Source organism: Serratia entomophila, from assembly GCF_021462285.1.
Classification (GTDB): Bacteria; Pseudomonadota; Gammaproteobacteria; order Enterobacterales; family Enterobacteriaceae; genus Serratia; species Serratia entomophila.
The window spans coordinates 3,620,174-3,645,971 of record NZ_CP082787.1 but is presented as its reverse complement, the minus strand read 5'-3'; the positions used below and the strand labels follow the sequence as shown (position 1 = coordinate 3,645,971).

Below are 25,798 nucleotides of genomic sequence, written 5' to 3'. Positions count from 1 at the left end.
GCCAAGCGCTTACAACACCGTTGTTCGCTTGCTTTTGGATAGGCAGCAAAAGTACCATGAGTGACTTGTTTGTGGAGGGGACGGCCAATGTTTACGGGAAGTATTGTTGCACTGGTTACGCCGATGGACGACAAAGGTGCTGTCGATCGCGCGAGCCTAAAAAAACTGATTGATTATCATGTCGCCAGTGGCACTGCGGCTATCGTTTCCGTAGGGACTACCGGCGAGTCCGCAACGCTTGCCCATGACGAGCACGTTGACGTGGTATTGCAGACGCTGGAGCTGGCCGACGGCCGCATTCCGGTGATCGCCGGTACCGGCGCCAACGCCACCGCTGAAGCCATTTCGCTCACCAGTCGCTTTGCCGATACCGGCGTAGTGGGTTGCCTGACGGTAACGCCATACTACAATAAGCCGACCCAGGAAGGGCTGTATCAGCACTTCAAGGCGATCGCCGAAAGCACCGAACTGCCGCAGATTCTGTACAACGTGCCTTCGCGCACCGGCTGCGACATGCTGCCGCCGACCATCGCGCGGCTGGCGAAAATCAAGAATATTGTCGCCGTTAAAGAAGCGACAGGGAACTTAAGTCGTGTAAGTCAGATCCAAGTGCTGGTTGACGATGAAGATTTCATCCTGCTGAGCGGCGACGACGCCAGCGGCCTGGACTTCATGCAACTGGGCGGCAAAGGGGTTATTTCCGTAACGGCCAACGTGGCCGCGCGCGAAATGGCGCAGCTTTGCGCGCTGGCGTCGCAGGGCAACTTCGCCGAGGCACGCCGCTTAAATCAGCGCTTGATGCCGTTGCATCAGGATTTATTTGTAGAAGCAAACCCGATTCCGGTGAAGTGGGCCTGTAAGGCATTGGGATTGATGGCAACCGATACGCTGCGTCTGCCGATGACGCCGTTGACCGACGCTGCGCGTCCGGTCGTGGAACGCGCGCTGAAAAGCGCCGGTTTGCTGTAACTCTAAGGGAAATTTGATGGCTTATTCATTGCAAAAGTCGAGAGTAGCAAAAGTCGTTGGCATCTCGTTGGTTATGATGCTGGCGGCCTGTAGCAGCGATCAGCGCTACAAGCGCCAGGTCAGCGGCGACGAAGCGTACCTCGACGCCTCACCGCTCAAGGGGCTGAACGCGCCGGCCGGCATGATCCTGCCGGTACAGAGCGGTAACTATGACGTGCCTGCCACCGCGCAGAAAGGCAGCGTCGGCAAGCAGCTCGACATTCGTCCGCCGGTGCAGCCTCTGGCGTTGTTGAGCGGCTCGCGCGGGCAATACGCCGGCGACAGCGGCACGCTGCTGCTGGAAAACAGCCCGCAGAACCAGAACCTGTGGTCGCGCGTGGTCAGCATGCTGCAGGCGAAGAACATCGCCATCGCCTCACGCCAGGACGCCGGTCAGACCCTGACCACCGACTGGGTGAAGTGGAACCGCCTGGACGAAGACAACCAGTACGAAGGCCGTTACCAGGTCAGCGTGCAGCAGCAGGGTTACCAGCAGGCGCTGGTAGTGAAAACGCTCGGCCTGCAGCAGCAGGGCAAAACCGATGCGATCACCGACCCGTCTGAGATTCAACGCTACAACGGCATGATGATGAACACCATCATCGAAGGCCTGGATAAGCAGGACAACCTGGCGAGCAGCCAGACGGCGAGCCGCTTCGGCGCGCTGGACGTGCAGAGCGGCGCCGATGATACCGGCCTGCCGATGCTGGTGGTGCGCGGCCCTTACACCGTGGTGTGGGATCGCCTGCCGGCGGCGTTGGAGAAACTGGGGATGAAAGTGGGGGACCGCAGCCGTCCGCAGGGCACCGTCGCCGTTACCTATAAAGCGCCGAGCAGCAGCGATTGGGACGCCCTGGGCGTTAAAGATCCTGAGCTGACCGAAGGGGATTACAAGCTGCAGGTCGGTGACTTGAACAACCGCACCAGCCTGCAATTTATCGATCCTAAGGGCAAGCCGCTGGCCCAGTCGAAAAACGACGCGCTGGTGGCGGCATTCCAGTCCGCGTTCAGTAAAACCAGCGTTAAATAACGAAAAAGGGGCCGCGGCCCCTTTTTGTTTTGCCAGTACGGTATCGTTTGCGTCGCAGGTTTGGCACAATATACCCATCATTCTTGAAGCTACAGCTGTGTTGGCTGCGTGCACTCACCCCAGTCACTTACTTGAGTAAGCTCCCGGGGATTCCTGCCCTTGCCGCCTTGCTGTAACTCCAATTATTTTGGGTATATCACACCTGTGTGTTGAAGCGTTTTTAAAACAATTCTTTATTGGAGTATGTAAGATGCAAAAGTTAGCTGAGTTGTATCGCGGAAAGGCAAAAACCGTCTACACCACCGAAAACCCCGATCTGCTGGTGTTGGAGTTCCGCAACGATACGTCAGCACTGGATGGTCAGCGCATTGAGCAGTTCGATCGCAAAGGCATGGTGAACAACAAGTTCAACCATTTCATCATGAGCAAACTGGAAGAAGCCGGCATCCCGACCCAGATGGAGCGCCTGCTGTCCGACAACGAAGTGCTGGTGAAGAAGCTGGACATGGTGCCGGTCGAATGCGTGATCCGCAACCGCGCCGCCGGTTCGTTGGTGAAGCGTCTGGGCATTGAAGAAGGCCTGGTGCTGAACCCGCCGCTGTTTGACCTGTTCCTGAAAAACGACGCGATGCACGATCCTATGGTCAACGAATCCTACTGCGAAACCTTCGGTTGGGTGAGCAAAGCGCATCTGGCGCGCATGCGTGAGCTGAGCTACCAGGCTAACGACGTGTTGACCAAGCTGTTCGATGATGCGGGCCTGATCCTGGTGGACTTCAAGCTGGAGTTCGGCCTGTTCAACGGTGAAGTGGTGCTGGGCGATGAGTTTTCGCCGGACGGCAGCCGCCTGTGGGACAAAAACACCCTGGACAAGATGGACAAAGACCGTTTCCGCCAAAGCCTGGGCGGCCTGATCGAAGCCTATGAAGAAGTGGCGCGCCGCATCGGCGTGCAGCTGGACTAAGCCTCCCGCCGCCATACGGAGCTGTCCGTTCGGGCCGCTCCGTCATCATCCCCCTCGCATTTCCAGAAAAATTCTACATTCCCCGTGCCGCTGACCATTTATAATGGCAATCAGTGGGCGAGTTTCCTACGATTACTAAAAACCTAATCTGGAGTTTACTTATGCGTTGGCAAGGGCGTCGGGAAAGTGACAATGTTGAGGATCGTCGCGGGCAGTCTTCAGGTCTGGGTGGCGGCGGCGGTTTCCGTCCGCCGATTGGCGGCAAGGGCGGCATCGTCCTTGTGGTGGTGGTGCTGGTGGCCGGCTATTACGGCATCGATCTGTCGCCGTTGTTGAGCGGCGGTGACGTCACCGGCCAGAGCCAGCAGCAGAGCGCCAATATCAGTCCGAAGGACGATGAGCTGGCCAAGTTTACTTCGGTGGTGCTGGCGTCAACCGAAGATAACTGGAAAGAAGTGTTCCAGCGCATGGGCAAAACCTATCAACCGCCCAAGCTGGTGATGTACCGCGGCGTAACGCGCACCAACTGCGGCACCGGCCAGGCGGCGATGGGGCCGTTCTACTGCCCGGGAGACAAAACGGTGTATATCGATTTGTCCTTCTACGAAGACATGAAAACCAAACTCGGCGCCGGCGGCGATTTTGCCCAGGCTTACGTCGTCGCGCACGAAGTGGGCCACCATGTGCAGAACCTGTTGGGCATCGAGCCGAAAGTGCGTCAGATGCAGCAGGGCGCCAGCCAGGCGGAAGTTAACCGCCTGTCGGTGAAGATGGAACTGCAGGCGGACTGCTTCGCCGGCGTGTGGGGCAAATACGCCGAGAAACAGCAGATGCTGGAAGAAGGGGATTTGCAGGCGGCGCTGAATGCCGCACAGGCGATCGGCGACGACCGTTTGCAACAGCAGGGGCAAGGGCGCGTGGTGCCGGACAGCTTTACTCACGGCACCTCGCAACAGCGCTATACCTGGTTCAAACAGGGCTTTGACAGCGGCGACCCCAATACCTGCAACACCTTCGCATCCCGTTAATACACCCCATGCCGGAGCCTGACTCCGGCATTTTTTTCAGGTCTGGATTCTGATGTTACAGACAATGCAACACCCTATGCAGCAGCAGGGCATCAGGCGGCTGCTGGTGCTCAGCGGTGAACCTGAATGGTGCCGACAGCAGGCGCAACGACTGGCCGCAACGCTGCCGGGCGATTGGCCGTGGGTCGGCGACAACCCGCCCGCCGGGGTGGCGGCGATGGCGAGCGGCGCGGTGCGCCAGCTGTTGGGGCAGGAGCGGCTGCATGCGGTGTTCGACGCCACGCAGGGGCTTGACGTAGAGGCGCTGGCGGCGCTGGCGGGCACCCTGCGCGCCGGCAGTTGGCTGCTGCTGCTGGCCCCGCCCTGGCGGCAGTGGCACCAATTGCCGGACGGCGACAGCCTGCGCTGGAGCGATTGCCCGCAACCTGTCACCACACCGCACTTTATCCGGCATTTGCAGCGCCATTTGGCCGCCGACGACGAGGTCACGCTGTGGCGGCAAGGCGAGGCGCTGTCGCTCGCACCGCTGCCGGCGCGTGCGCCCTGGCGCCAGCCCGATGGGCGGCCTTCCGCCGAGCAGCAGGCGCTGTTGAGCCAATTGTTGAATGCGGCCTCTGGCATCTGGGTGCTGACCGCCGCGCGCGGCCGCGGTAAGTCAACGCTGGCGGGCATGCTGGTGGCGAATTCGCCGCTCACCTGCTGGGTAACCGGTCCGAGCCGGGCGGCCACCGACGTCGCCACTGAATGGGCGCAGGGGCGCGCGCAATTTTGGGCGCCCGATGCGCTGTTGGCGCACTGCCGCGAACAGAGCGTCAGCCAGGTGGGGTGGCTGCTGGTGGATGAAGCGGCCGCCATTCCCGGCCCGCTGTTGCAGCAGCTGGTCAGTTATTTCCCGCGGGTGCTGCTGACCACCACGGTGCAGGGTTACGAAGGCACCGGGCGCGGTTTCTTGCTGAAGTTCTGCGCCGGGCTGCCGTCGTTCCAGCCGCTGAGCCTGCAGCAGCCGATGCGCTGGGCGCAGGGCGATCCGTTGGAACGTGTGTTAGACCATGCGCTGCTGTTCAATGAGCTGCCGGAATGGCGGGCGGCCGCGCAGCAGATTGGCTTCAGCCGGGCGGAACAGCGGGAGCTGTGCGCGGAGCCGCAGCGGCTGGCGCGTTTTTATGCCTTGTTGAGCAGCGCGCATTACCGCACCTCACCGCTGGACCTGCGGCGGTTGATGGATGCGCCCGGCATGCACTTTGCCCTGGCGCAGGCGGATCACGAGGTGGTCGGCGCGCTGTGGCTGGCGGACGAGGGCGGCCTGAGCGCCGAACTGGCGCATGAAGTTTGGGCCGGGCGGCGGCGGCCGCGCGGCAACCTGGTGGCGCAGTCGCTGGCGGCGCACGGCGGCCAGTGGTGGGCGCCGACGCTGCGTTCGCGGCGCATAACGCGCATTGCGGTATTGCCGGCGCTGCGGAGGCAGGGCATTGCCCGCCGCCTGATCGACGAACAGCGTCAACAGACGCAGGGGCTGGATTTTCTTTCGGTCAGTTTTGGCTATACCGAATCGCTGTGGCGCTTCTGGCAGTCTTGCGGTTTTGAGCTGGCGCGCATTGGCAGCAAGCCGGAGGCCAGCAGCGGCTGCTATACCGCCATGGCCATTCTGCCGCTGAGCGAGCAGGGGGAGGCGCTGCGGCATGCGGCGCACAAGCATCTGGCGCGCGACTGGCGCTGGCTGCGGCAGCGCATCGATCTGCCGCTGGAGATCCCCGGCGACGACGGCGATCCGCAGTTGGCGGAGGAGGACTGGCGCGAACTGGCCGGTTTCGCCTTCGCCCATCGCCCGCTGGAGGCCAGCCTGGGGGCGCTGCAGCGGCTGCTGCTGGCCAGCGTTCTGCCGTTGCCGGCGCTGCGGATGCATCTGCAGCGGCAACTGCCGGCGGCCGCGTGTGCGGCGCAGTTCAGCCTCAGCGGCCAAAAGGCCCTGTTGCGCCACTGGCGGCACGAAGCGGCGCAGGCGTTGGAACAGTTTGATGAGCAACATTGCCGCTATTGGCGCAACTGGGCGCAATCGTTGCAATAAATTGAAGAAGTTGCTCAATAAAACCCGATTTTCCTGATTTCTCAGCGGCGTATAGTGGGCGGCAGTGGCCCGGGGCGCAGTGTGCCGGGCGGAATTTCTGATAATCCGAGGAGTCATCGATGAAACATGAGCATTTCGTTGTACAAAGCCCGGCCACGCCGGCTGCGCAGCTGATCCTGCTGTTTCACGGTGTGGGCGACAACCCGGTGGCGATGGGGGAGATCGGCCGCTATTTCGCCAAGGATTTCCCGCAGGCGCTGGTGGTGAGCGTCGGTGGCCCCTCTGCCTTCGGCACCGGCAACGGCCGCCAGTGGTTCTCGGTGCAGGGCGTGACCGAAGAGAATCGGGCGGAACGCATCGCCGAGGTGATGCCGACGTTCATCGAGATTGTGCGTTACTGGCAGCGGCAGAGCGGCGTAGGCTACGCCGGCACCGCGCTGGTCGGTTTCTCGCAGGGATCGATCATGGCGCTGGAGGCGTTGAAGGCGCAACCCGAGCTGGCCGGGCGGGTAGTGGCGTTCAGCGGGCGCTTTGCCAACTTGCCGGAACAGGCGTTGGGCGAAACCGTGGTGCATCTTATCCACGGCGAACAGGATGCGACGATCGCGGTACAGCACGCTCAGGCCGCAGCGGAAAGGTTACGGGCCAACGGCGTTGATGTCACGCTGGACGTGGAGCAAGACGTGGGCCATGCGATTAATCAGGGTATGATGAACAACGCCTTGGAGCGCCTGCATTACTACGTGCCGCAGCGTTACTGGGACGAAGCGATGTTCGGCAAACGCGGCGATCTCATCGCGTTCAAATAAAACTCAGGGCGCCGGAGCGCCCTGATGTCATTTCTTTTTCGGCCAGTCGTCTTCGTCGTCCCACTGGGCGTTGTTATCGCGGTGCGGCGGCAACTCGGGTTTGTCGGCCAGATAGCCTTTGACGTCAACGCGGCGCAGCTCTTTGATGCCGCTGACGATCATACCGACCAGCACCAGCAGGATAATCCACCAGTAATCAGCTAACCATTGCATATTCACTCCTTTCCTTCACTGCGTATAAAACGCGAAAAAATCGATGGCAAATGGCCTTGCAGCCATTCGGCACCGGCAACCTCCCTGTCTCGCCAGGCCGCCAGCAGCAGCGCCGGCGTCAGCCGCTGTTCGAGCTCTTGCGCCAGCGGGCGGTAGCTCAGATGCCAAGGCTCCACCGCCACGCCGTCCCCTTCTTCGGTGAACGGGCGATAAAAGCCGAACTCTGCCATATGCGCCGTCAGCCACAGATTGAGCGCATGGAAATACCCCCCTTGCTCATATTCCCAGGGCTCCAGCTGCAGCTTTTGCCCTGCCGGCAGCAGCGATGGATCGTACACGTCCAGATCGCTGCCCCAGTGGTGGCGGCTGGCGCCCGGCAACGCCGACCAGCGCAGGATGGTTTCGCAACGCTCGGCGGCGGACAGCGGCGCTATGTCGATAGGCTTGCTGTCCTTATCTAATACTGGGCGCTCACCGCAGAATTTTCCATTCCAGATCGCCAATTGCCGATCGAAATCCCGGAAGGTGCTGGCGGGCTGCAGATCGAATCCCGCCGCCTGCGCCGCCTGCTGCATGGCGAGGAAAGCGCTTACCGCGGCGGGCTGCAGCCGGTGGCTGCCGCTCAGCGGCGCCAGATGCTCGGTGGCGCGCCCGGTCAGCATTTCGTCGGTGATCATGCGACCAGTTGCTCCATGATGCGTTGATACATGCGGCTCAGCAGCTGCAGATCCGAGGCGTTCACGCACTCGTTAACCTTATGGATAGTGGCGTTGACCGGCCCCAGCTCCACCACCTGCGCGCCCATCAGGGCAATAAAGCGGCCATCCGAGGTGCCGCCGGTGGTCAGCAGCTGCGGCGTAATTTCGGAGTAATGTTCGACGGCGTTGACGACTGCATCCACCAGCGCGCCGCGCGCGGTGAGGAAAGGCTGGCCGGACAGGCGCCATTCGATGCTGTAGTTCAGCTGGTGGCGTTCCAGCAGCTCTTCCACCCGCTGTTTGATCAGCGCATCGGTCAGCTCGGTGCTGAAGCGGAAGTTGAACTGCACGAACAGCTCGCCCGGGATCACGTTGTTGCTGCCGGTGCCGGCCTGCACGTTGGCTATCTGCATGCTGGTCGGCGGGAAGAATTCGTTGCCGCGATCCCACTCGATCGCCACCAGCTCATTCAGCGCCGGCATGGCGCGGTGCACCGGGTTATCCGCCAGGTGCGGATAGGCGACGTGGCCCTGAACGCCGTGGATATGCAGGTTGGCGGTGACTGAGCCGCGGCGGCCGTTTTTCACTACGTCGCCGACGCGATCGGTGCTGGAAGGCTCGCCGACCAGGCAGTAATCCAGCCGTTCGTTGCGCGCCATCAGCGCTTCCACCACCTTGACGGTGCCGTGGGTGGCGCTGGCCTCTTCGTCGGAGGTGATGAGGAACGCCAGCCGGCCGCGGTGATCGGGGTTGGCGGCGACAAAACGCTCCGCCGCCACCACCATCGCCGCCAGCGAACCTTTCATGTCCGCCGCGCCGCGGCCGTACAGCATGCCGTCGCGGATTGCCGGTTCAAACGGCGGGTTGTCCCAACGCTTTTCGTCGCCGGTCGGCACCACGTCGGTATGGCCGGCAAACGCCAGCGTTTGGCCTTCGCCGCGCCAGGCCCAGAAGTTCTGGGTGTCTTCGAAGTCCATCGCTTCGACGGTAAAGCCGATAGCCTTCAGGCGGTCGATCATCAGCTGCTGGCAACCCTCGTCATGCGGGCTGAGGGAAGGGCGTTTGATCAACTGCTGGGCCAGTTCGATAACCGGGCAAATCATGCTGTGACCTCGGAGACAAATTGCTGATAACCGTCGGCGCTGAAGCCGAGCAGGGCATGGCCCTTGCCGTCGTCCAACAGCGGGCGTTTGATGATGGCCGGCTGGGCCAGCATCAGCGCGATGGCCGCGTCGGCGTTGTCGCAGGCGTTGCGTTGCGCCTCATCCAGCTTGCGCCAGGTGGTGCCGCGGGTGTTCAGCAGCGGCTCCCAGCCCAGGCGCTCGACAAAACCGCGCAGCAGCCGTTCGTCCAGCCCGTCAGCGCGGTAGTCGTGAAATTGATAGGCCACGCCCTGTTCTTCCAGCCAGCGGCGCGCTTTTTTGATGGTGTCACAATTTTTGATGCCGTACATGGTCAACGTCATGGAGTCAAAACCTTCTCTGCAACCAAACACCGGCTCAACGCCAGTGGTAAACCGCCGGAGCGGAAAATGAAAACCGGCATCCAGCATGCCGAAAAACCGCCCTGAGTTCCACCGTCCAATGGTCTGAAAGCCGGGGAAAGCGTGAAAAAGTGCGGTGCGGATCCGCTATGGCGAATTTTTGCTACTCTGTGGTGATACCCGATATCAGCCATATGAGAACAGGATGAATAATTACCCGATAGAGGTTCGCGACAACGTCAGTACAGAAATTGAAGCGCTCATCAGCGAAGGGCTGGATAGCTATAACGACGAGATCACCGGCAACAACGATCGGCTGCCGCTGGCGGTAGTGGTAAGAGATCCGCATAGCGGCGAGGTGTTGGGCGGCATTATCGGCCGCTCATCGCTGGGCCTGCTGTTTCTCGACCTGTTTCATCTGCCCACGGCGCTGCGCGGCTCCGGGGTCGGCAGTGCGTTGCTGCGCAGGTTTGAAGAAGAAGGGCGGCGGCGCGGCTGCGTATCTGCGGTGCTGTACACCATCAGCTTCCAGGCGCCGAAATTCTATGAGAAGCAAGGTTGGGTGCGCTTTGGCGAGGTGCCCTGTCTGCCATCGGGCACCCGGCGGATTTTTATGAGCAAGGCGCTTTAGCTTGCTTTATCGCTCTTACTCTCTGGGTTGGCGTAATTTATAACCTAAGCTTTTTTTCACCATCGGCCACTCATGGTCAATGATCGAGAAAATCACCGTGTCGCGATAGCTGCCATCTGCATTTTTTTGGTGATTTCTCAATACGCCATCTTGCTTGGCGCCGAGTCGGGCGATCGCCGCTCTTGAAATGTGATTGTGCCAGTGAGTACGAAATTCAACGGCAATTACCGCCAGCTCTTCAAAGGCATAACTGAGCAACAGGAGTTTGCACTCTGTATTAGCGGCGGTTTTCTGATGACTTTTTGCATACCAAGTATAGCCGACTTCCACCCGACGGTTTTGCCCATCGGCATTACAAATACGGGTGGTACCGATAATTTTCTGCGTTGCGTTATGCACGATGACGAAGGGTAATGCCCGGCCGGCTGATTGTTCACTCAACGCTTGGCTCACATAGTGATCAACGGTGTGTTCCGTCGGTACGGAAGTAAACCACAGTTCCCACAATCTTCCATCCATAGCCGCCTGCGCCAGCTCCGGTGCGTGTTCTTTACGTAAGGGAATAAGGCTGATGGTTTGGCTTTTTAGTTCAGTTTCAATGAGCCATGATTTTTCTGACATAATTTAGGCCTCCCCGTTTGGTTTTATCCGTATCTGGATCTCAGCGTACGTAGCCGCTGTCTTGCAGGCGTTGCAGGGCGGCGCCGTCGGCGTACACCATGCCGGTGGTCAGGCTGTGGAAGCCGTATTTCTTATAGAATTCAAGCTTGTCCGGCACCGAATAGATAAACACCTTGCCGAGCGGCGCAAGATCCCGCATCACCCGGTCCATCAGCCGCCGGCCCAGCCCCTGGCCCTGAAAACGCGGATCGACAGCCACGTCGGCCAGGTAGGCGACGGAGGTCATGTCGCTGATGGCGTGGGCGGTGGCCATCAGTTCACCGTCAATAAATCCCCAATAGCAAAACTGGCTGTGTTGATACACCCGCTGCATCACCTGCGGGTCGCGCTCACCCAATCCCGCGTCTTCCAGCAGCCGGCACAGCCGCTGCCAGTCGGGAGTGCAGCGGTTGAGGTCAGTCAGAATATCCATGTTTCCCCCTAGCCAATGCGGTCGAGATCGGCGGCGTATTCGCGGATGGCGCGTTGGTAACTGCTGATGTCGCCATGCGACGAGGTTTCCGCCAGCAATAACAGCAAGTCGGCCACCGCCTGTTTGGTTTCGCCCAGGTTGTACAGCGTCATGGCGCGAAACAACGTCAGCTCTTTGGCCTGCGGAAACTCCGTCAACCCGCTATCGAAGGCGCTCAGCGATTGCTGATATTGCCCGAGCGCCCGGTAGGTGCTGCCGAGGCCCAGCCAGGCCTCTTGGCGCTGGGCGGCCGGCAGGTCGCGCGCCAGCGCGGCGAGATAACAGGGGATGGCCTGCTGTTCCAGCCCCTGTACGTCGTACAGGCAGGCCAGTTGGTAGTGCAGCCCGGCGTCTTCCGGCTGCAACAACAGCTGCTGCCGCGCCAGTTCGGTCGCTTCAGGATAACGGCCCAGCCTTTTCAGTTGTTCGATGGTCAGCGTAGCGGACATGGCATAGCCTCAGGTGGGGAATTTTTATACCTTTGGCACGCTACTACGGAAGAATTGAGAGTACAAGGGTATAGAAGAGCCAGCCATTGATAAGATAAATACGAAAATGTGCGCCAACCCCGGTTTCCGCGGGCGGCATCGTTCCCGAACCGCTTCACTTGCTCAAAAAACAGGCGTAGAATCCGCTTCGTCTAATAATTGAGGTTGTAAAGCATTATGGTTGATCGTGAACTAGGGAACTGGAAAGACTTCATTGATGAGATGTTGGGTAACTGACACTGCGTTGAAGCGCGAGGCAAGGTGGGCTTATTGGTTATCATTTGAAGCACCTTGGGAACGGGACTTTCGTTCGAAATAAAGCAGCATCGGTTGCCCGACGCTGCTTTTTTATTGGCCGTTATTCCGCGGCGCTTTCCGCTTTTGCCGCCGGCGCCGTTTTGCCCGGGAAGCGGCGGCGCACCAGCACAAAGAACAGCGGCACGAAGAAGATAGCCAACAGAGTGGCGGAGATCATGCCGCCCATCACGCCGGTGCCGACTGCGTGTTGGCTGCCGGAGCCGGCGCCGCTGCTGATGGCCATCGGCAGCACGCCGAAGATAAACGCCAGCGAGGTCATCAAAATCGGCCGCAGGCGCATACGCGAGGCTTCGAGCGTCGCCGACATCAGCTCCTGCCCTTTGCTGTTCAGCTCGTTGGCGAACTCGACGATCAGGATGGCGTTTTTCGCCGACAGCCCGATGATGGTCAACAGACCCACCTGGAAATAGACGTCATTCTCCAGGCCGCGCATCCAGGTGGCCGCCACGGCGCCAATGACCCCCAGCGGCACCACCAGCATGACCGAGAACGGGATCGACCAGCTCTCATACAGCGCCGCCAGGCACAGGAACACCACCAGCAGCGAAATGGCGTACAGCGCCGGCGCCTGCGAACCGGACAGGCGTTCCTGGTAGGACATCGCGGTCCATTCCAGGCCGAAGCCGGTCGGCAGTTGGCTGACGATTTTCTCCATCTCGGTCATCGCGGTGCCGGTGCTGACGCCTTCGGCCGCTTCGCCGACGATCTCCAGCGCCGAGCTGCCGTTATAGCGCTCCAGCCGCGGCGAACCGTATTCCCAGTGCGAGGTGGCGAAGGCCGAGAACGGCACCATGCCGCCGGCGCTGTTGCGGACATACCATTTGTCGATGTCGCCTGGCAGCATGCGGTACGGCGCGGCCGCCTGCACGTAGACCTTTTTCACCCGGCCGCGATCCACGAAGTCGTTAACGTAGGTCGATCCCCAGGCGGTCGACAGCGTGTTGTTGATGTCGTCGATCGAGACGCCCAGGGTCTGCGCCTTGCGTTGGTCGACGTCGATCTGCAGCTGCGGGCTGTCGTCCAGCCCGTTATGACGCACCCGCGCCAGCAGCGGGTTTTCTCCGGCCAGCTTCAGCAGCTGGTCACGGGCCGCCATCAGCTTATCGTGGCCGAGGCCGGCGTGATCCTCCAGCTCCATATCGAAGCCGGCGGAGTTGCCCAGCCCGGTGATCGCCGGCGGGCTGCTGGCGATCACGCGCGCTTCGTTAATGTTTTCGAATGCCTTGGTAGCGCGATCGATAATGTCGAACGAGGTGTTGGCGCCCGAGGTGCGCAGGTCCCAATCTTTCAGGCGGATAAACAGGCGCGCCACGTTCTGGCCGTTGCCGCCCGGGCCGGAGCCGATGATGGCGAAGGCCGAGAGTACGTCCTCTTTTTCCTTGGTCAGGAAGTAATGCTCCACTTTCTCCACCACTTTGGAGGTTTGCTGCAGGGTTGAGCCGGCCGGCAACTGCACCTGTACGGTAAAGATGCCGCGATCCTCCTGCGGCAGGAACGAGGTCGGCAGTTTGATGAACAGCAGCGCCATGCCGCCGAGCAGCAGCAGGTAAATCACCATATAGCGGGTGCTGGCGTGCAATACTCGCGCAACGCCGCGCTCATAGCGGTCGGTATTGCGGTTAAACATGCGGTTGAACCAGCCGAAGAAACCGCGCTTGCCGTGGTGATGGTCCTTGGCGATCGGCTTGAGCAGCGTGGCGCACAGGGCAGGGGTCAGGATCATCGCCACCAGCACCGACAGCACCATGGCGGAAACGATGGTGATGGAGAACTGGCGGTAGATGGCGCCGGTGGTGCCGCCGAAGAACGCCATGGGGACGAACACCGCCGACAGCACCATGGCGATGCCGACCAGCGCACTCTGAATTTGCCCCATGGATTTTCGCGTGGCTTCGCGTGGCGGCAGGCCTTCTTCGCTCATCACGCGTTCGACGTTTTCCACCACCACGATGGCATCGTCCACCAGCAGGCCGATCGCCAGCACCATGGCGAACATGGTCAGGGTATTGATGCTGAATCCGCAGGCGGAAAGGATGGCGAAGGTGCCCATCAACACCACCGGCACGGCGATGGTGGGGATCAGGGTCGCGCGGAAGTTCTGCAGGAACAGGTACATCACCAGGAACACCAGCAAGATGGCTTCCAGCAGGGTTTTTACCACGTCATGGATTGAGGCTTTGACGAATGGCGTGGTTTCATAGGCTACCTTGGCCTCCAGCCCGTGCGGGAAGTACTGCGACAGCTCGGCGATTTTGTCTTTCACCAACTGGTCGGTTTGCAGCTCGTTGGCGCCCGAGGCCAGCTTGATGTTCATGCCGGCGGCCTGCATGCCGTTATAGCGGCTGAGGTAGTTGTAGTTCTCGCCGCCCAGCTCGATGGTGGAAACGTCGCCCAGCGTCACCAGCGAACCGTCTTTATTGACCCGCAGGGTGATTTGGCGGAACTGTTCCGGCGTTTGCAGCTGCGACTGCGCGTTGATGGTGGCGTTCAGCGCCTGCTTGTCGACCGACGGCGTGCCGCCGAGCTGGCCGACCGCCACCTGGGCGTTCTGCGATTGAATGGCGCTGACCACGTCCTGGGTGGTCAGCTGATAGCTGTTCAGCTTGTTGGGATCGAGCCAGATGCGCATGGCGTACTGCGAGCCGTAAACGTCCATGCTGCCCACGCCGTTGATGCGGCTGAGCGGATCCTGCAGGTTGGAAACGATGTAGTCGGCGATGTCCTGCTTGTCCATGCTGCCGTCGGTGGAGACGAAGGCGACCATCATCAGGGTGGTGTCGCCGGATTTCGATACCGTCACCCCCTGATTTTGCACCGCCTGCGGCAGACGCTTGATCGCCGCTTGCAGCTGGTTCTGCACCTGCTGCATCGCTTCATTGGGATCGGTGCCGGCTTCAAAGGTCAGCGTCACCGTCGCCTGGCCGGTGTTGGTGCTCTGGGACGACATGTACATCATGTTGTCCAGACCGGTCATGTTCTGTTCGATAATCTGCGTAACGGTATTTTCCAGCGTTTTTGCAGAGGCGCCGGGGTAGGTGGCAGAGATGCGCACGTTCGGCGGCGCCAGGTTCGGGTATTGCTCAACGGGTAATGAAAAGATCGCCAAAGCGCCGGTCAGGCAAAGAATGATTGCCAAAACCCAGGCGAAAATCGGGCGATCAATAAAAAAATTGGCCATACAGCGCGAACCTCGTTATGACTTGTTCTATCTTTAAGACGCATCTGGATTATGCATATCAGCGGCTGGGAAGGATCCCGGCGCTATTGCACTTTACTCGCGATGGCCGGGTAAAGCGTGGAGAAAAAAAGGAGATAATGTAAATAACGGTAGTAGAAACCTGCGATGCCGTACCCATTGCGGTTAAAAAAGGTCATTACGACATTTTTATGACTATCAACGACCTTGCGCACCCTTTGGGGCAGGGAACCGAAAATAACAGGAATCACCTCATGGCAGGAGCTCGGTATGGAAATTAATCCGGTATTCGCGCGTCGACTTTATCTGTGCTGGCTGATAAGCCATAGCGAAAGGCCCAACGTACCGCGGCTGATGGAATTGACCGGCTGGCCGCGCCGCACCTTGCAAGACGTGCTGAAAGCCTTGCCCGGCCTGGGCGTGGCGCTGCAGTTTGTACAACAGGGAGTGCGCAATAACGACGGTTTCTATCAGCTTGAAAGCTGGGGGCCGCTCAATAAACACTGGGTTCACCAGCATCATCAGGCGCTGCTCGCCGCGATCGACTAGGGGATCCCCGGCTTGCAGGCCGGGGACGCGTGCGGTTACTGGCTTTTATGCTCCAGATACATCACCGTCGCCGCCACGCGGGAGCGAACGTCCAGCTTGCGCAGCATGTTGCGGATATGCACCTTCACCGTTTCTTCAGAAATATGCAGCTGCGCCGCCACCTGCTTGTTGGACATGCCGCGCGCCACCTCTTGCAACACGTCCAGCTCCCGCTCTGTCAGCTCCGAGAAGGGATCGTGCTGCTCGCTACGCGACAGCAGGTAGTCCGCCACCGCTTCACTGATCACGTTTTGCCCCTCGGCGGCGGCGCGGATATGATCCAGCAACAGCTCCGGTTCGCTGTCTTTCAACAGGTAGCCGTCGGCGCCGGCGTCGATCAATGCATACAGATCGCTGCGCGCATCGGAGACCGTCAGGACGATGATGCGGGCATCCACGCCCTCATCGCGCAACGCCTTTAAGGTATCCAACCCGGACATGCCCTTCATATTCAGATCCAGCAAGATCACGTCCGGGGCATGCTGCTGCGCCAGGGCGATAGCCTCGCTGCCGTTGCCGGCCTCCGCCACCACGTTAAACAGCGGATCCAACGCCAGCAGCTGTTTGATGCCGCGCCGCATCAGCGGGTGATCGTCGACGATCATTACTCGGTAGTGCTTCATCACCATGAAATATGCTCCCTGTAGCAAGTAAAGCCACTCAAACGCGCCCGGGGGCGTGCTCCACAGTGGATGGACTCTTTTAACATAGTGGCGATTGGCGCCACCAACAGCTCGAGGCGGCCGCCGGCCTGCGCGCAAACGTAACGCAGGGTGGGGCAGCCGTGCGGGCTATGACGGAAACGTCAGGCAAACCTCCGTGCCGCCTGCGGCTCTCCGCCGGATGTGCAACGTACCTCCCAGCCGGGCGGCGCGTTCGGTCATGATGGTTAAACCATAATGGCCTTCCGGCTCTTCCAGGCTGGCGATGCCGCAGCCGTCGTCAGCGATGACGAAGAGGTTATCGCCGGCGGCGTTCACTTCACAGCGAACCTCGATTTCATTGGCCCCGGCGTGCTTGACGGCGTTGAGCACCGCTTCGCGCACAATCTGCAGCGCATGCACCTGCTGCTGGGCGTTGAGCGCCTGCGAGGAAAGCCGACAGTGTAACTGAATCCGCGCGGCGCTCAGAGCCTTTAATGGCTGCAGCAGCCGCTGCAGCGCCTCGTTCAGATCCGCCTCCTGAATATTCAGGCGGAAAGTCGCCAACAGTTCGCGCAGTTGGCGGTAAGCATCGGCCAGCGTGCGTTCAAAATCATCGATAATTTCCCGCGCTTGCGCGGGGTTATCGTTAACGCTGCGTTTCAGCAGCGCCAGCTGAATGCGCAGAAAAGACAGCGCCTGCGCCAGCGAATCGTGCAGCTCGCGGGCGATGGTGGCGCGTTCTTCCATCAGCAGCAGCTGTTGGTGCTGTTTTTGCGCCCGGTTGAAATAAACGGCGCGGCTCAGCATGTTGGCCAGGCTCTGCATCAGGTACGGATGAGGCGGTTGCGCCTGCGGCTGCCAGCGCAGTTCCCCCAGCGGTTTACCGTCCTGCACTATCGGCAGCGCATGCCATGCCGGGGCCTGTTCCGGTTCGCCGCTGCTGAGCCGCCACTGGCTGAGGCTGTCCGTGACGCTCAGGCTGATGCAGTGCAGTCGCTCGCTTTGGCGGACGATACGCAGGATTTTTTCAAATGCCCGCTGGTCTATCTGGCGCTCGCTCAGCGCCTGCGAGCAGCTGTACAACACCGCCAGCGTTTTGTTGGCCTGCCGCAGGCGTTGGGTTTTTTCGTGCACCTGCCGTTCCAGCGACTGATAAAAGGCGGCCAGATCGTCGGACATGGCGGTGAAGGCCTGCGACAGTACGCCCAGCTCGTTCGGCAGGCTGACATCCAGCGGCGGATGCCTGAAATCCCGCTGTTGCACGCGCTGGCTGGCGTCGACCAGCTGTTTCAGCGGCGCGACCACCTGGCGGCGTATAAAGCGAATGCAAAACAGCACCAGGCCGATGATGGCGATATACCCCAGCGCGCCGACAGTCGCCACCAGGGTCAGCTTCAGCTCGGAATAACGCTGCAGCGCAAGGACAAAATGGTCTATCTGGGCGACGTAGCCGGCGACCTGGGCCTGATAGGCGGCGCTTTGGCCGGCGCGGATCTGTTGCGCCAGCCCGTGCCAGGTTTGGCGCAGCGCCAGGTATTTTCCCCGCACTTCGGCCGGCACGTAAAAGCGATCCAGCTTCAGCAGCGCCGGCGCCTGCAGCGATTGTTGATACTGCTGCAGATGCGGTTCCAGCTCGGCGGCCCCGTTATCGAGATCGTACGCCAGCCGGTAGCTTTGCATGCGCAGCGAGCCGGCAATGTTGATCGCTTCAGCATCGCTCTGGCTGCCGGCGACGGTGGTTAACGCCAGCCCGGTTGAAATTACCGACAGAATAACAATACAAAACAGAGCCTTGGCCAGGCTGCCGGTCACAGAGCGTTTAACAAGCAATCACGAGTCCTTTTCTTTCCGACGGCAGGCGTCGTCGATTTCATTCGAAAGCAAAACTATAACTTTTGCAACTAAAATGCGCCGCGATTTGTATCAAGTTGTCAACAAAATGAAAAAATAGTCGCTGTATAATCAATTAAATAGCGTGCGCTGCCCGGAAGGGAGGCAAACTGCGACCAGGCCCGGGCCGCCGCGCGAATTTTGTTGCAAATCGCTTGCCGCAGGGGCGCCCGATCGCGGTATGATTTTCACGTTTCAGCCAATGGAAGAAGAGTTCATGTCATCGAAGATTGAGAATGTTAAGAAAGAGCTGCTGTCGGATAACTGGTACGTGCTGCATAAATACACGTTCGATTTGATACGCAAGGATGGCCGTTCCGTTCAGCAGATGCGCGAAGTCTACGATCGGGGCAACGGCGCCACCATTTTGTTGTACAACCGCGCCAAGGGCACTCTGGTGCTGACCAATCAGTTCCGCATGCCGACTTACGTGAACGGCAATGAAAGCGGCATGCTGCTGGAGGCCTGCGCCGGCCTGCTGGATGCCGATTCGCCCGAACAATGCGCGCGTCGCGAAGCGGTGGAGGAGACCGGCTTTCAGGTTGGTGAGGTGAAAAAGATTTTTGAAGCCTACATGTCCCCCGGCGGCGTCACCGAGATCGTGCATTTCTTTATTGCCGAATATCATGATAATGAGCGGCGAGCGGCCGGCGGCGGTATAGAAGATGAAGACATCGAGGTGATCGAACTGCCGTTCAGCGAGGCGGTGGCGATGATTGCCGACGGCCGAATCAAAGATGGCAAAACCATCATGCTGGTGCAGTATCTGCAAATTCATCGGATTATGGGCGACTAGAACAGCGCTAAAAACTCCGCCGGGCGCGCGCACCGGCGAAGTTAATTTAACTACCCGTTATTCGCAGACTGGCGGCTCCGGCGGGCAAACAGGCGGTTTTGGCGGCGGGCAAACCGGTGGTTGCGGCTTGCAGCCGTTGCCCCACAGGCCGGCCAGGTGGCCAAGGGTGTCACCGATGAAGCCAACGCCTGCGCCGATAATGGCCAATCCCAGGCCGAAAGTTGCGCCATTGACTTCTTCAATTTGATTAACATTAAGTTCTTTCATCTTAATCTCCATTTCCATGATGAAACTTGAAATACGTATCTGAGATACGCCTTATTCCCTTTCTGCGAACGCGTTCGCCATTAAGGTATAAGTCTTTTGTAAAGATATTGCCAAGAAAATATGATTAGGATAAGTCTTAATTTAGGGCTATTTCCGGTTATGATTATGTTTTTAAATGACTATTTAATTATTTCTTGCCGTTAAATTTATTTTTAATTGTAAATTAATGTAAATAAAAAGAGTTTTTTTGCCGCAGAAATATAAAAAAAATCCTATGTTTTCTGATGTTTCTAAATATTAAAAAATCTGCAGTCAACGTTTTGTCTTAATTTTCATTGCTGAGTAAGATACGCACTTATCAGGTTTTTTTGTTTCTCATTCCCGTTTTTCGTTAATTTCTTGATTGATTCTTAGGTTTTTTTATCCTGCCTCCTGGCAGGCGGCTAGCAATAATCCTATTTATTTGGAAATGCCTGTGGGGCCTTTTTAGCGTCTGTTCAGAAACTGGTTGTCGAATTTAGAATGCTCTACAATCAGTCTGTCCATCGCCGGGAATGGAGTTTTCTTTGGCTGGGCGTGATTAAGAAGAGCAGGGTATGATTTTAATCAGGAAAGATTAGCGCGCATTGCATAAGGAATGTGAAATTCATATGTCTTCAGTATGGCTAACATTTTTTACGTCTGATTTTTCCTGTTAAATACCCTTTGTTACCGATGTTTTATTGGAGTAATTAACATGATCGAACTTTCTCAGAAGGAAATTGAGCAGGTAACGGGTGCCGGTTTGCTGAGCAGCATTGCGGGCAATAATATTTTACAGGCGGTGGATCTCACTAACGCCTTCTTTAATGCCGTGGCGCCGATCGGCCAGGCGCTGAATGCGATTCCTTTTGTTGCGCCAGTGCATGAGCTGGGCGATACGCTGATTGGCGCAGGTCTGAAAATCAGCGCCGGCATCGGCCAGGCGCTGGGGGCGACTTATGAACTGAGCCAGCCTTACCATGTGACCTCTGAATGGGGCCGCGGCTAATTAACCGATGCCCGTGCCGGCCATTTTTATAAATGGCCGGCAATTTTTTGCTGAATTATATTTAAGGAAAAATATATGGCTACGCAAAACAGTGATGTTTTGGTGTCGTTTACCGAAGAACAATCAAAGAAGCTGGCTGAGCTGCGCGACACGGGTCAATATGCCGATGGCTACCGTTATATCCGTGATATCGTGCATGAAGCGCGGGTGGCCTATACCGGTAATTTGCCGCCGACCGCGGTTTATTTGTTCGGTGACGAACATGCGAAAGAATTGATTAAGCTGGAGACCTGGATTAGCGACGTGGTGGGCATCAACGCCGGCGATAATTCGGCATACAGCGAATTTGTACGCGGGTCCACCAAGGTAGCTTCCCTGCTGCAGGGCAAGCCGATTTCCGAAGCGACCTTCCAGCAGGCTTCCGATGCGTTGGCGCTCACCGTGATCAATGATGCGCTGTCCCACGGCGGCATGCAGACGGCCGGCGACGTAGTGAACACCGACGTGTCTCAGGCATTGGAAAACCTGGGGCTGCCGCCTGCGGGCTGGGCCGGGGTGCTGGGGGATGTCTTCCCGCCGCCGCTGGGCTTTGGCGATAACTATGTGCAGGTTTCCGATCCGGCCGATGGCCTGCTGCCGTTCCTCGGCGGGCTGACCGCGGCGCTGACCGCCAATCTGGTGGGCGGGGTGGGGCGCCTGGCCGTCGATATCGTATTGAACAAAAACGGGCTGGTGACCAATACGCTGGATCTGTTGCTGACCGGCATTCTCGATCCGGTGCACGACGCCAGAACGGTTAACGGCAGCATCTTCTCCGATCACCTGTATGGCGGCTACGGCAACGATCATATCTCCGGTGGCCGGGGCAATGACTGGCTGTATGGCAAAGACGGCGACGATATCCTCGACGGCGGCGCCGGCGCGGATAAAATGTACGGCGGCGGCAACAACGACACCTATATCGTCGACGATATTCGTGATGAAGTGCATGAAAACTACGGTGAAGGCCTGGATACCGTGCAGTCTTCGGTCAGCTATACGCTCGCCAAGAACGTTGAATATCTGGTGTTGACCGGCAAGGACAACATCGTCGGCACCGGCAACGAGTTGAATAACTTTATCGCCGGCAACGACGGCAGCAACGTGCTGAGAGGCGAAGCCGGCAACGACATTCTGTCCGGCGGCGCCGGTAATGACATGCTGTTTGGCGGCGCCGGCGACGACGTGCTGATTGGCGGGGTTGGCGTCGATCAGCTGTCCGGTGGCGAAGGGGCCGATACCTTTATCTTTAACAGCTACAACGAATCGCGGGCTTCGGCTCCAGATTGGATCACCGATTTTGTCAGCGGCACCGACAAAATAGACCTGTCGGTGTTCAACACCGGTGAAGGCTTGCAGAAGGTGACTTTTGTCAGCGAATTCAGCGGCAAGGCGGGTGAAGCGACCCTGACTTATGATCAGGCGACCAACGTCAGCGATCTGGCGATTAACATGGGCGGTGATTTTACCAGCGCCGATTTCCTGGTGAAGATCGTTGGGCATCCGCTGCAGCAGGTTGATTTTATCGTATAACCTTCAGCAGATTAATGAAAAACGGCCGCTTGTGCGGCCGTTTTTTTTGCCTGAAGTCAGGCGCCGGGTTGCTCCGGCGGCGCCAGGCTGACCACCCTGTCGGCCGAGGCGATGGTGGAAGGCCGGTGGGCGATGATGATGCGCGTGATCTTCAGCGCCGCTATCGCGTTGTTGATGTGCATTTCGTTGGCCAGATCGAGGTGGCTGGTGGCTTCGTCCATAAACAGAATGTTCGGCCGCCGGTACAGCGCCCGCGCGATCAGCAAACGCTGTTTCTGCCCGCCCGACAGGCTCCCGCCCAGCTCGCCAATCAGCGTTTCGTAGCCCATCGGCATCTGCATGATGTCGTCGTGGATGTTGCAGTGGCGGGTGCAGGCCACGATCAGCTCCAGGTTCGGCGTCGCATCGAAACCGGCGATGTTTTCCGCTATCGAGCCCGAGAACAGCTTGTCGTCCTGCAGCACGCAGGCGATGCACTGCCGGTAGTTGTTGACGCCGATGTCGTGGATATTCAGCCCGTTGATGAACAGCGCACCGCTGCTCGGCTCCAGCAGGCCGCTCATCAGCTTCATCAGCGTGGTCTTGCCTATCCCCGACGGGCCGACGATCGCCACGCTTTCCCCCGCCGCTATCTGCAGGTTGATGCCGGCAATCACCGGCTTCGACAGGCTGTCGTACTGGTAATACAGGTCGCGCACGTCGAACGCCGCCGCTTCGTTGGGCGCATACAGCTGCCGCGGCGGCATCTGTTTCTCCGGCTCCGACAGCACGATGTCCGCCACCCTCTCGTTGTGCAGGCTCAGCATGCGCAGCCGCAGCACCATGTCGATCAGGTTGGAGGCGCGGTCGGAGAACTGCCCGCGGTAGGCGTTGAACGCCACGAACATCCCCAGCGTCATCTGGTTGTCGATCACCAGCGAGGCGCCCAGCCACAGAATGACGATCTGATCGCAGGTGCTGATCAGCGAGTTGACGCCGCCGAACATCATGTCCAGTTTGGTCAGGCGGATGTTGGCGTTGGTGGTGTCGATATTCAGGTTCAGCCAGTATTGCGAGCGGGTGCCCGCCAGGCCCAGCGCTTTCAGGGTGCCGATGCCGTACAGCGTTTCCATAAAGTGCGAGCCGGCCTTGGCGCCCTTGACCAGCTGCTCTTCCGACGCCTGACGATAGTGGCGGTAGGTGGAGAGGCGCAACACCACGTAAATCACCGTGAAGCCCATCACCACCCACACCAGCCAGCCGCCGTACAGCAGCATCATGACGAACACGCCGATCGACATGATGCCGTCGATGATGCTGTTGACGATGCTGGTGGTGAACGTGGTGCGGATGGTGTCCAGCGAGCCGAAACGCGACTGGATGTCCCCCAGCTTGCGCTTTTCGAAATAGGCCAGCGGCAGCTTCATCAGGTGGTCGAACAGCCCGGCCTTCCACTGCACGTCGATAAGCGAGCCCATCACGATGCTGGTCCAGGAGCGCAGCATCGCCACGCAGGTGCGAAACAGAATGAAGAACAGCAGCCCGATGCAGATCAGCGCCAGCAGATCGTGATCGCCGGCCTGTATCACGTGGTCCATCACCAGCTGGGTGCCGACCGGCATCAGCAGGTTGATGGCCTCAATCACCAGCGACAGGCAGAAGATTTTGATCAGCGCGCCTTTCAGGCCGCTGACGTTGCGCAGCAGGGTGCGGATATGCAGCTTGCTCTGCTGCGTGACCGGGGTGAACTCGCTGCCCGGCCACAGCTCCAGCGCCACGCCGGTAAAATGCAGCGACAGCTCCTGCAGGCCGATCACCCGGCGGCCGAAGGCCGGGTCGTGAATGACGATGCGGCCGCCGCGCACCCCGACCAGCACCACGAAGTGGTTCATGTCCCAGTGCAGGATGCAGGGGGTCTTCAGCTCCTTGATTTCATCGATGCTGAGGGACAGCGCGCGGGTTTTCAGCGCCAGGGAGGCGGCGATGTCGATCAGCGACGCCAGGGTGGCGCCGCGTGACGAGATGCCGAACTTTTGCCGCAGGTTGAACAGATCGACGTTCATGCCGTAGTAACCGCAAACCATGGCCAGGCTGGCCAGGCCGCACTCGGCCGCTTCGGTTTGCAGGATCTGCGGCACCTTCTTTCTCAGGGCCAGATTCAGCTTGCTGGTGATGGTCTCAAAGGGTGTTTTATTCACGGATCGGCCCCGTTAAGCTTTTTTCATGTCGTAGAAAGGTGAGAACATCCATTGATAAATCGGGCGTTTCTCGAGGAAGAAGGTGGTCTGCGCCTTCATGCCGCTCGACAGGCGCAGGGTTTTGCCCTGGTAGCCGAACTGGGTGTTGTCGATAGCCACCAGCACCTTGTAATAGGACTCGGTGATCTCGGTGGACTGGCGGATGGGCGAGCTGCTGTAGGTGGACATTTCCTGCGTCGAGGCGGGCACGTAGGAGATGGCGTCGATTTTGCCGGGGAACTGGCCGAACTTCTCAAACGGGAAAGCGTCGTAACGGATATTGATATTGTCGCCGACGCCGACGTAAGGCACGCTGCCGTTCGGCAGCCACAGCACCAGATAATACACCGCGTGGTTGCTGGGAATAAGCTGCGCCAGGCTGTCGCCGATATTCACCATTTGCCCCGGGGTGACGCTGAGGGACTCCACCCGGCCGTCGGTCGGGGCGTTAATAATCAGCGCGCCGCTGGCGTCGGCTTCCGACAGGCGGCGCTGCAGATCTTCGCGCTGGAGTTCATATTGCGAAATCTGATTATCGAAATCGGCGGCGCGGGTGACGATATCGCTGCCGAGATTGGCGATTTGCAGCGATTCCTGGATGCTTTGGCTATAAAGGCTTTGAAAAGAACTTTGCTGCTGATAATACAGGTAGGTCTGGTTGTTTAACTGGTCTTTGTTAATCAGGCCCTTGCGCTGATATTCGCCGTAGCTCTCCATGGTGCGGCGCATGGATTCGACGCCGCGGCGGGAGTTTTCCACCAGCTGTTTAGACTGGGCGTGGGCGGTTTCATACTGCGCCTTTTGCGCCTGCAGATTGTCTACGGTGGCGCGCTTATTCTCCTGCAGTTTCTGGATGATGTTGTCGATTTGGGCGACCTGGCTTTCGATGGCCTGGCGGGTATTGGCGCTGACGGTGCCGGAATCGGTGACGCGGCTGACGTCGATCTGATACAGGCGCTGGCCTTTTTTGACCTGATCGCCGACGCTGACAAAGCGCTGGGAAATAAAGCCCTGCTGCGCGGCGAAAATATTGACCGAACGCGGCAAGGTGGTGACCTCCCCGGCGACATTAATGCGGCGGGTATAGTTGCCGAAAGTCAGGAAAATAAGCAGGGCGATAATAAAGGCCAATGATATGGCCACCACGGCCCAGGCGGGCAGGCCGGAAATAAGCAATGCCTTACCGGTCCATTTTGAGCGCTGGTGATTGACGGCCTCTTGCCGAAACAGATCCTTTTTACTCATAACATCTCTTTACTTCATCCATGAAAAATAAAAGATATCCGCTTGATGAACACCCGTCAAATTAAGTTTTATTTTTGTTTTTATCGCACCATAACAAAATAAAACTTTTTATTTTGTTTCATATTAAATGATTGAAAAACATAAAGTGATGGGATTGATTCTTTAAGATTTCTATTGTGAATGAGGCAATTCCTATTTTATGAAAATAAATTTACCGCTTAGCGTTACAGAACTTTGGGGAAATAAAAAAGCCCGACAATGCCGTAATGGTGGTCAGTGAGCGTTTTTCTGCCGGTATTAGTGACGTTTTCGGCCGATAAATACGAGATGTATCATTAGGCTCACGCGCCTCGACCGAGCAAAGGGCCGCGCCTTCGGCCGCTCCCATTGTCGTTCATTGCGGTCGCAGAGAAATGCGGGGTATTTACGACAATTCCTCCTGCGCAGAGCGTACAGAGATTGGATAAAAAAATGCCTGTCAGGCTTA

General features: G+C 58.7%; 24 protein-coding genes and 1 pseudogene. 12 read left to right on the top strand and 13 right to left on the bottom strand.

Features of this window, described 5'->3' with window-relative positions:
* Positions 1-87 precede the first annotated feature (87 nt).
* The 6 genes from dapA to ypfH all read left to right on the top strand — a co-directional run bounded on the left by dapA (position 88) and on the right by ypfH (position 6,904).
* Positions 88-969, top strand: coding sequence for a 4-hydroxy-tetrahydrodipicolinate synthase (gene dapA / locus KHA73_RS17690; protein ID WP_234585711.1), 882 nt, complete (start codon positions 88-90; stop codon positions 967-969).
* A gap of 16 nt (positions 970-985) precedes the next feature.
* Entirely contained in the window at positions 986-2,038 is a 1,053-nt protein-coding gene (gene bamC, locus KHA73_RS17685; RefSeq protein ID WP_234585710.1) for an outer membrane protein assembly factor BamC, read from the top strand.
* A gap of 250 nt (positions 2,039-2,288) precedes the next feature.
* A complete protein-coding gene (purC, locus tag KHA73_RS17680; protein ID WP_234585709.1) occupies positions 2,289-3,002 on the top strand; it encodes a phosphoribosylaminoimidazolesuccinocarboxamide synthase in 714 nt (237 codons plus the stop codon).
* A 161-nt stretch (positions 3,003-3,163) separates the two neighbouring features.
* A complete protein-coding gene (ypfJ, locus tag KHA73_RS17675) occupies positions 3,164-4,030 on the top strand; it encodes a KPN_02809 family neutral zinc metallopeptidase (protein WP_234585708.1) in 867 nt (288 codons plus the stop codon).
* 52 nt (positions 4,031-4,082) lie between these two features.
* On the top strand, positions 4,083-6,095 hold the full coding sequence (locus tag KHA73_RS17670) for a tRNA(Met) cytidine acetyltransferase TmcA (RefSeq protein WP_234585706.1): 2,013 nt from the start codon (positions 4,083-4,085) through the stop codon (positions 6,093-6,095).
* Positions 6,096-6,214: 119 nt separating this feature from the next.
* Positions 6,215-6,904 carry an esterase gene (gene ypfH / locus KHA73_RS17665; RefSeq protein ID WP_234585705.1) on the top strand — a complete coding sequence of 230 codons (690 nt, stop codon included), beginning with the start codon at positions 6,215-6,217 and terminating at the stop codon, positions 6,902-6,904.
* A gap of 27 nt (positions 6,905-6,931) precedes the next feature.
* On the opposite strand, the gene KHA73_RS17660 is transcribed toward ypfH, so the two are convergent.
* From KHA73_RS17660 to KHA73_RS17645, 4 genes are read right to left on the bottom strand one after another with little or no spacing between them, the layout of a single operon-like run.
* Positions 6,932-7,117 carry a YpfN family protein gene (locus tag KHA73_RS17660; protein ID WP_234585704.1) on the bottom strand — a complete coding sequence of 62 codons (186 nt, stop codon included), beginning with the start codon at positions 7,115-7,117 and terminating at the stop codon, positions 6,932-6,934.
* A gap of 2 nt (positions 7,118-7,119) precedes the next feature.
* The gene (locus KHA73_RS17655; RefSeq protein WP_234585703.1) at positions 7,120-7,794 is read right to left on the bottom strand and encodes a M15 family metallopeptidase; all 675 of its coding nucleotides are present in this window, start codon (positions 7,792-7,794) and stop codon (positions 7,120-7,122) included.
* Positions 7,791-8,918 carry a succinyl-diaminopimelate desuccinylase gene (dapE, locus tag KHA73_RS17650; RefSeq protein WP_234585702.1) on the bottom strand — a complete coding sequence of 376 codons (1,128 nt, stop codon included), beginning with the start codon at positions 8,916-8,918 and terminating at the stop codon, positions 7,791-7,793. Before dapE ends, KHA73_RS17655 begins: the two co-directional genes overlap by 4 nt.
* Positions 8,915-9,280 (bottom strand): ArsC family reductase, encoded by a 366-nt coding sequence (locus KHA73_RS17645; RefSeq protein ID WP_234585701.1) that lies wholly within the window; start codon positions 9,278-9,280, stop codon positions 8,915-8,917. The genes dapE and KHA73_RS17645 overlap by 4 nt, the downstream gene beginning before the upstream one ends.
* A 223-nt stretch (positions 9,281-9,503) precedes the next feature.
* On the opposite strand from KHA73_RS17645, the gene KHA73_RS17640 reads away from it, so the two are divergent.
* A complete protein-coding gene (locus tag KHA73_RS17640) occupies positions 9,504-9,929 on the top strand; it encodes a GNAT family N-acetyltransferase (RefSeq protein WP_234585700.1) in 426 nt (141 codons plus the stop codon).
* Positions 9,930-9,944: 15 nt separating this feature from the next.
* Here the strand turns inward: KHA73_RS17640 and KHA73_RS17635 are convergent, their stop codons facing one another.
* From KHA73_RS17635 to KHA73_RS17625, 3 genes are read right to left on the bottom strand one after another with little or no spacing between them, the layout of a single operon-like run.
* On the bottom strand, positions 9,945-10,550 hold the full coding sequence (locus tag KHA73_RS17635) for a GNAT family N-acetyltransferase (RefSeq protein ID WP_234585699.1): 606 nt from the start codon (positions 10,548-10,550) through the stop codon (positions 9,945-9,947).
* 40 nt (positions 10,551-10,590) lie between these two features.
* Entirely contained in the window at positions 10,591-11,022 is a 432-nt protein-coding gene (locus KHA73_RS17630) for a GNAT family N-acetyltransferase (protein WP_234585698.1), read from the bottom strand.
* An 8-nt stretch (positions 11,023-11,030) separates the two neighbouring features.
* A complete protein-coding gene (locus KHA73_RS17625) occupies positions 11,031-11,510 on the bottom strand; it encodes a tetratricopeptide repeat protein (RefSeq protein WP_234585697.1) in 480 nt (159 codons plus the stop codon).
* A 216-nt stretch (positions 11,511-11,726) separates the two neighbouring features.
* Here KHA73_RS17625 and ypfM point away from each other — a divergent pair, with 216 nt between their 5' ends.
* Positions 11,727-11,786, top strand: a complete 60-nt coding sequence (gene ypfM, locus KHA73_RS24580; protein ID WP_100396732.1) for a protein YpfM — start codon at positions 11,727-11,729, stop codon at positions 11,784-11,786.
* A 121-nt stretch (positions 11,787-11,907) separates the two neighbouring features.
* Here ypfM and acrD read toward each other — a convergent pair whose 3' ends face one another.
* The gene (gene acrD / locus KHA73_RS17620) at positions 11,908-15,045 is read right to left on the bottom strand and encodes a multidrug efflux RND transporter permease AcrD (protein ID WP_234585696.1); all 3,138 of its coding nucleotides are present in this window, start codon (positions 15,043-15,045) and stop codon (positions 11,908-11,910) included.
* Positions 15,046-15,333: 288 nt separating this feature from the next.
* Here acrD and KHA73_RS17615 point away from each other — a divergent pair, with 288 nt between their 5' ends.
* Positions 15,334-15,612, top strand: a complete 279-nt coding sequence (locus tag KHA73_RS17615; RefSeq protein ID WP_234585694.1) for a winged helix-turn-helix domain-containing protein — start codon at positions 15,334-15,336, stop codon at positions 15,610-15,612.
* A gap of 35 nt (positions 15,613-15,647) precedes the next feature.
* Here KHA73_RS17615 and narP read toward each other — a convergent pair whose 3' ends face one another.
* On the bottom strand, positions 15,648-16,280 hold the full coding sequence (gene narP / locus KHA73_RS17610; RefSeq protein ID WP_234585693.1) for a nitrate/nitrite response regulator protein NarP: 633 nt from the start codon (positions 16,278-16,280) through the stop codon (positions 15,648-15,650).
* Between the two features lie 162 nt (positions 16,281-16,442).
* Positions 16,443-18,125, bottom strand: coding sequence for a nitrate/nitrite two-component system sensor histidine kinase NarQ (narQ, locus tag KHA73_RS17605; protein ID WP_234585691.1), 1,683 nt, complete (start codon positions 18,123-18,125; stop codon positions 16,443-16,445).
* Between the two features lie 277 nt (positions 18,126-18,402).
* Here narQ and nudK point away from each other — a divergent pair, with 277 nt between their 5' ends.
* Positions 18,403-18,981 (top strand): GDP-mannose pyrophosphatase NudK, encoded by a 579-nt coding sequence (gene nudK / locus KHA73_RS17600; RefSeq protein WP_234585689.1) that lies wholly within the window; start codon positions 18,403-18,405, stop codon positions 18,979-18,981.
* Between the two features lie 57 nt (positions 18,982-19,038).
* On the opposite strand, the gene KHA73_RS17595 is transcribed toward nudK, so the two are convergent.
* Entirely contained in the window at positions 19,039-19,266 is a 228-nt protein-coding gene (locus KHA73_RS17595; RefSeq protein WP_234585687.1) for a hypothetical protein, read from the bottom strand.
* A gap of 718 nt (positions 19,267-19,984) precedes the next feature.
* On the opposite strand from KHA73_RS17595, the gene KHA73_RS17590 reads away from it, so the two are divergent.
* Both KHA73_RS17590 and KHA73_RS17585 read left to right on the top strand, forming a co-directional pair.
* Positions 19,985-20,278 (top strand): hypothetical protein, encoded by a 294-nt coding sequence (locus tag KHA73_RS17590; protein ID WP_234585686.1) that lies wholly within the window; start codon positions 19,985-19,987, stop codon positions 20,276-20,278.
* Positions 20,279-20,353: 75 nt separating this feature from the next.
* A complete protein-coding gene (locus KHA73_RS17585; protein ID WP_234585684.1) occupies positions 20,354-21,850 on the top strand; it encodes a calcium-binding protein in 1,497 nt (498 codons plus the stop codon).
* Positions 21,851-21,906: 56 nt separating this feature from the next.
* Here KHA73_RS17585 and KHA73_RS17580 read toward each other — a convergent pair whose 3' ends face one another.
* Both KHA73_RS17580 and KHA73_RS17575 read right to left on the bottom strand, forming a co-directional pair.
* Complete coding sequence (locus KHA73_RS17580; protein WP_234585683.1) at positions 21,907-24,027, bottom strand: peptidase domain-containing ABC transporter; 2,121 nt, start codon at positions 24,025-24,027, stop codon at positions 21,907-21,909.
* A pseudogene (locus tag KHA73_RS17575) lies at positions 24,020-25,311 on the bottom strand (HlyD family secretion protein). The gene KHA73_RS17580 and the pseudogene KHA73_RS17575 overlap by 8 nt, the downstream one beginning before the upstream one ends.
* Positions 25,312-25,798: the final 487 nt, after the last annotated feature.

What these genes read in the sequence shown, in the direction of transcription:
- ypfJ (WP_234585708.1), top strand. Translation starts at nt 3,164, where the DNA reads ATGCGTTGGCAAGGGCGTCGGGAAAGTGACAATGTTGAGGATCGTCGC.
- KHA73_RS17595 (WP_234585687.1), bottom strand. Translation starts at nt 19,266, where the DNA reads ATGGAAATGGAGATTAAGATGAAAGAACTTAATGTTAATCAAATTGAA.
- ypfH (WP_234585705.1), top strand. Translation starts at nt 6,215, where the DNA reads ATGAAACATGAGCATTTCGTTGTACAAAGCCCGGCCACGCCGGCTGCG.
- KHA73_RS17590 (WP_234585686.1), top strand. Translation starts at nt 19,985, where the DNA reads ATGATCGAACTTTCTCAGAAGGAAATTGAGCAGGTAACGGGTGCCGGT.
- nudK (WP_234585689.1), top strand. Translation starts at nt 18,403, where the DNA reads ATGTCATCGAAGATTGAGAATGTTAAGAAAGAGCTGCTGTCGGATAAC.
- KHA73_RS17630 (WP_234585698.1), bottom strand. Translation starts at nt 11,022, where the DNA reads ATGGATATTCTGACTGACCTCAACCGCTGCACTCCCGACTGGCAGCGG.
- acrD (WP_234585696.1), bottom strand. Translation starts at nt 15,045, where the DNA reads ATGGCCAATTTTTTTATTGATCGCCCGATTTTCGCCTGGGTTTTGGCA.
- narP (WP_234585693.1), bottom strand. Translation starts at nt 16,280, where the DNA reads ATGGTGATGAAGCACTACCGAGTAATGATCGTCGACGATCACCCGCTG.
- KHA73_RS17655 (WP_234585703.1), bottom strand. Translation starts at nt 7,794, where the DNA reads ATGATCACCGACGAAATGCTGACCGGGCGCGCCACCGAGCATCTGGCG.
- KHA73_RS17625 (WP_234585697.1), bottom strand. Translation starts at nt 11,510, where the DNA reads ATGTCCGCTACGCTGACCATCGAACAACTGAAAAGGCTGGGCCGTTAT.
- bamC (WP_234585710.1), top strand. Translation starts at nt 986, where the DNA reads ATGGCTTATTCATTGCAAAAGTCGAGAGTAGCAAAAGTCGTTGGCATC.
- KHA73_RS17615 (WP_234585694.1), top strand. Translation starts at nt 15,334, where the DNA reads ATGGAAATTAATCCGGTATTCGCGCGTCGACTTTATCTGTGCTGGCTG.
- purC (WP_234585709.1), top strand. Translation starts at nt 2,289, where the DNA reads ATGCAAAAGTTAGCTGAGTTGTATCGCGGAAAGGCAAAAACCGTCTAC.
- dapA (WP_234585711.1), top strand. Translation starts at nt 88, where the DNA reads ATGTTTACGGGAAGTATTGTTGCACTGGTTACGCCGATGGACGACAAA.
- KHA73_RS17640 (WP_234585700.1), top strand. Translation starts at nt 9,504, where the DNA reads ATGAATAATTACCCGATAGAGGTTCGCGACAACGTCAGTACAGAAATT.
- KHA73_RS17670 (WP_234585706.1), top strand. Translation starts at nt 4,083, where the DNA reads ATGTTACAGACAATGCAACACCCTATGCAGCAGCAGGGCATCAGGCGG.
- KHA73_RS17660 (WP_234585704.1), bottom strand. Translation starts at nt 7,117, where the DNA reads ATGCAATGGTTAGCTGATTACTGGTGGATTATCCTGCTGGTGCTGGTC.
- KHA73_RS17645 (WP_234585701.1), bottom strand. Translation starts at nt 9,280, where the DNA reads ATGACGTTGACCATGTACGGCATCAAAAATTGTGACACCATCAAAAAA.
- dapE (WP_234585702.1), bottom strand. Translation starts at nt 8,918, where the DNA reads ATGATTTGCCCGGTTATCGAACTGGCCCAGCAGTTGATCAAACGCCCT.
- KHA73_RS17635 (WP_234585699.1), bottom strand. Translation starts at nt 10,550, where the DNA reads ATGTCAGAAAAATCATGGCTCATTGAAACTGAACTAAAAAGCCAAACC.
- KHA73_RS17585 (WP_234585684.1), top strand. Translation starts at nt 20,354, where the DNA reads ATGGCTACGCAAAACAGTGATGTTTTGGTGTCGTTTACCGAAGAACAA.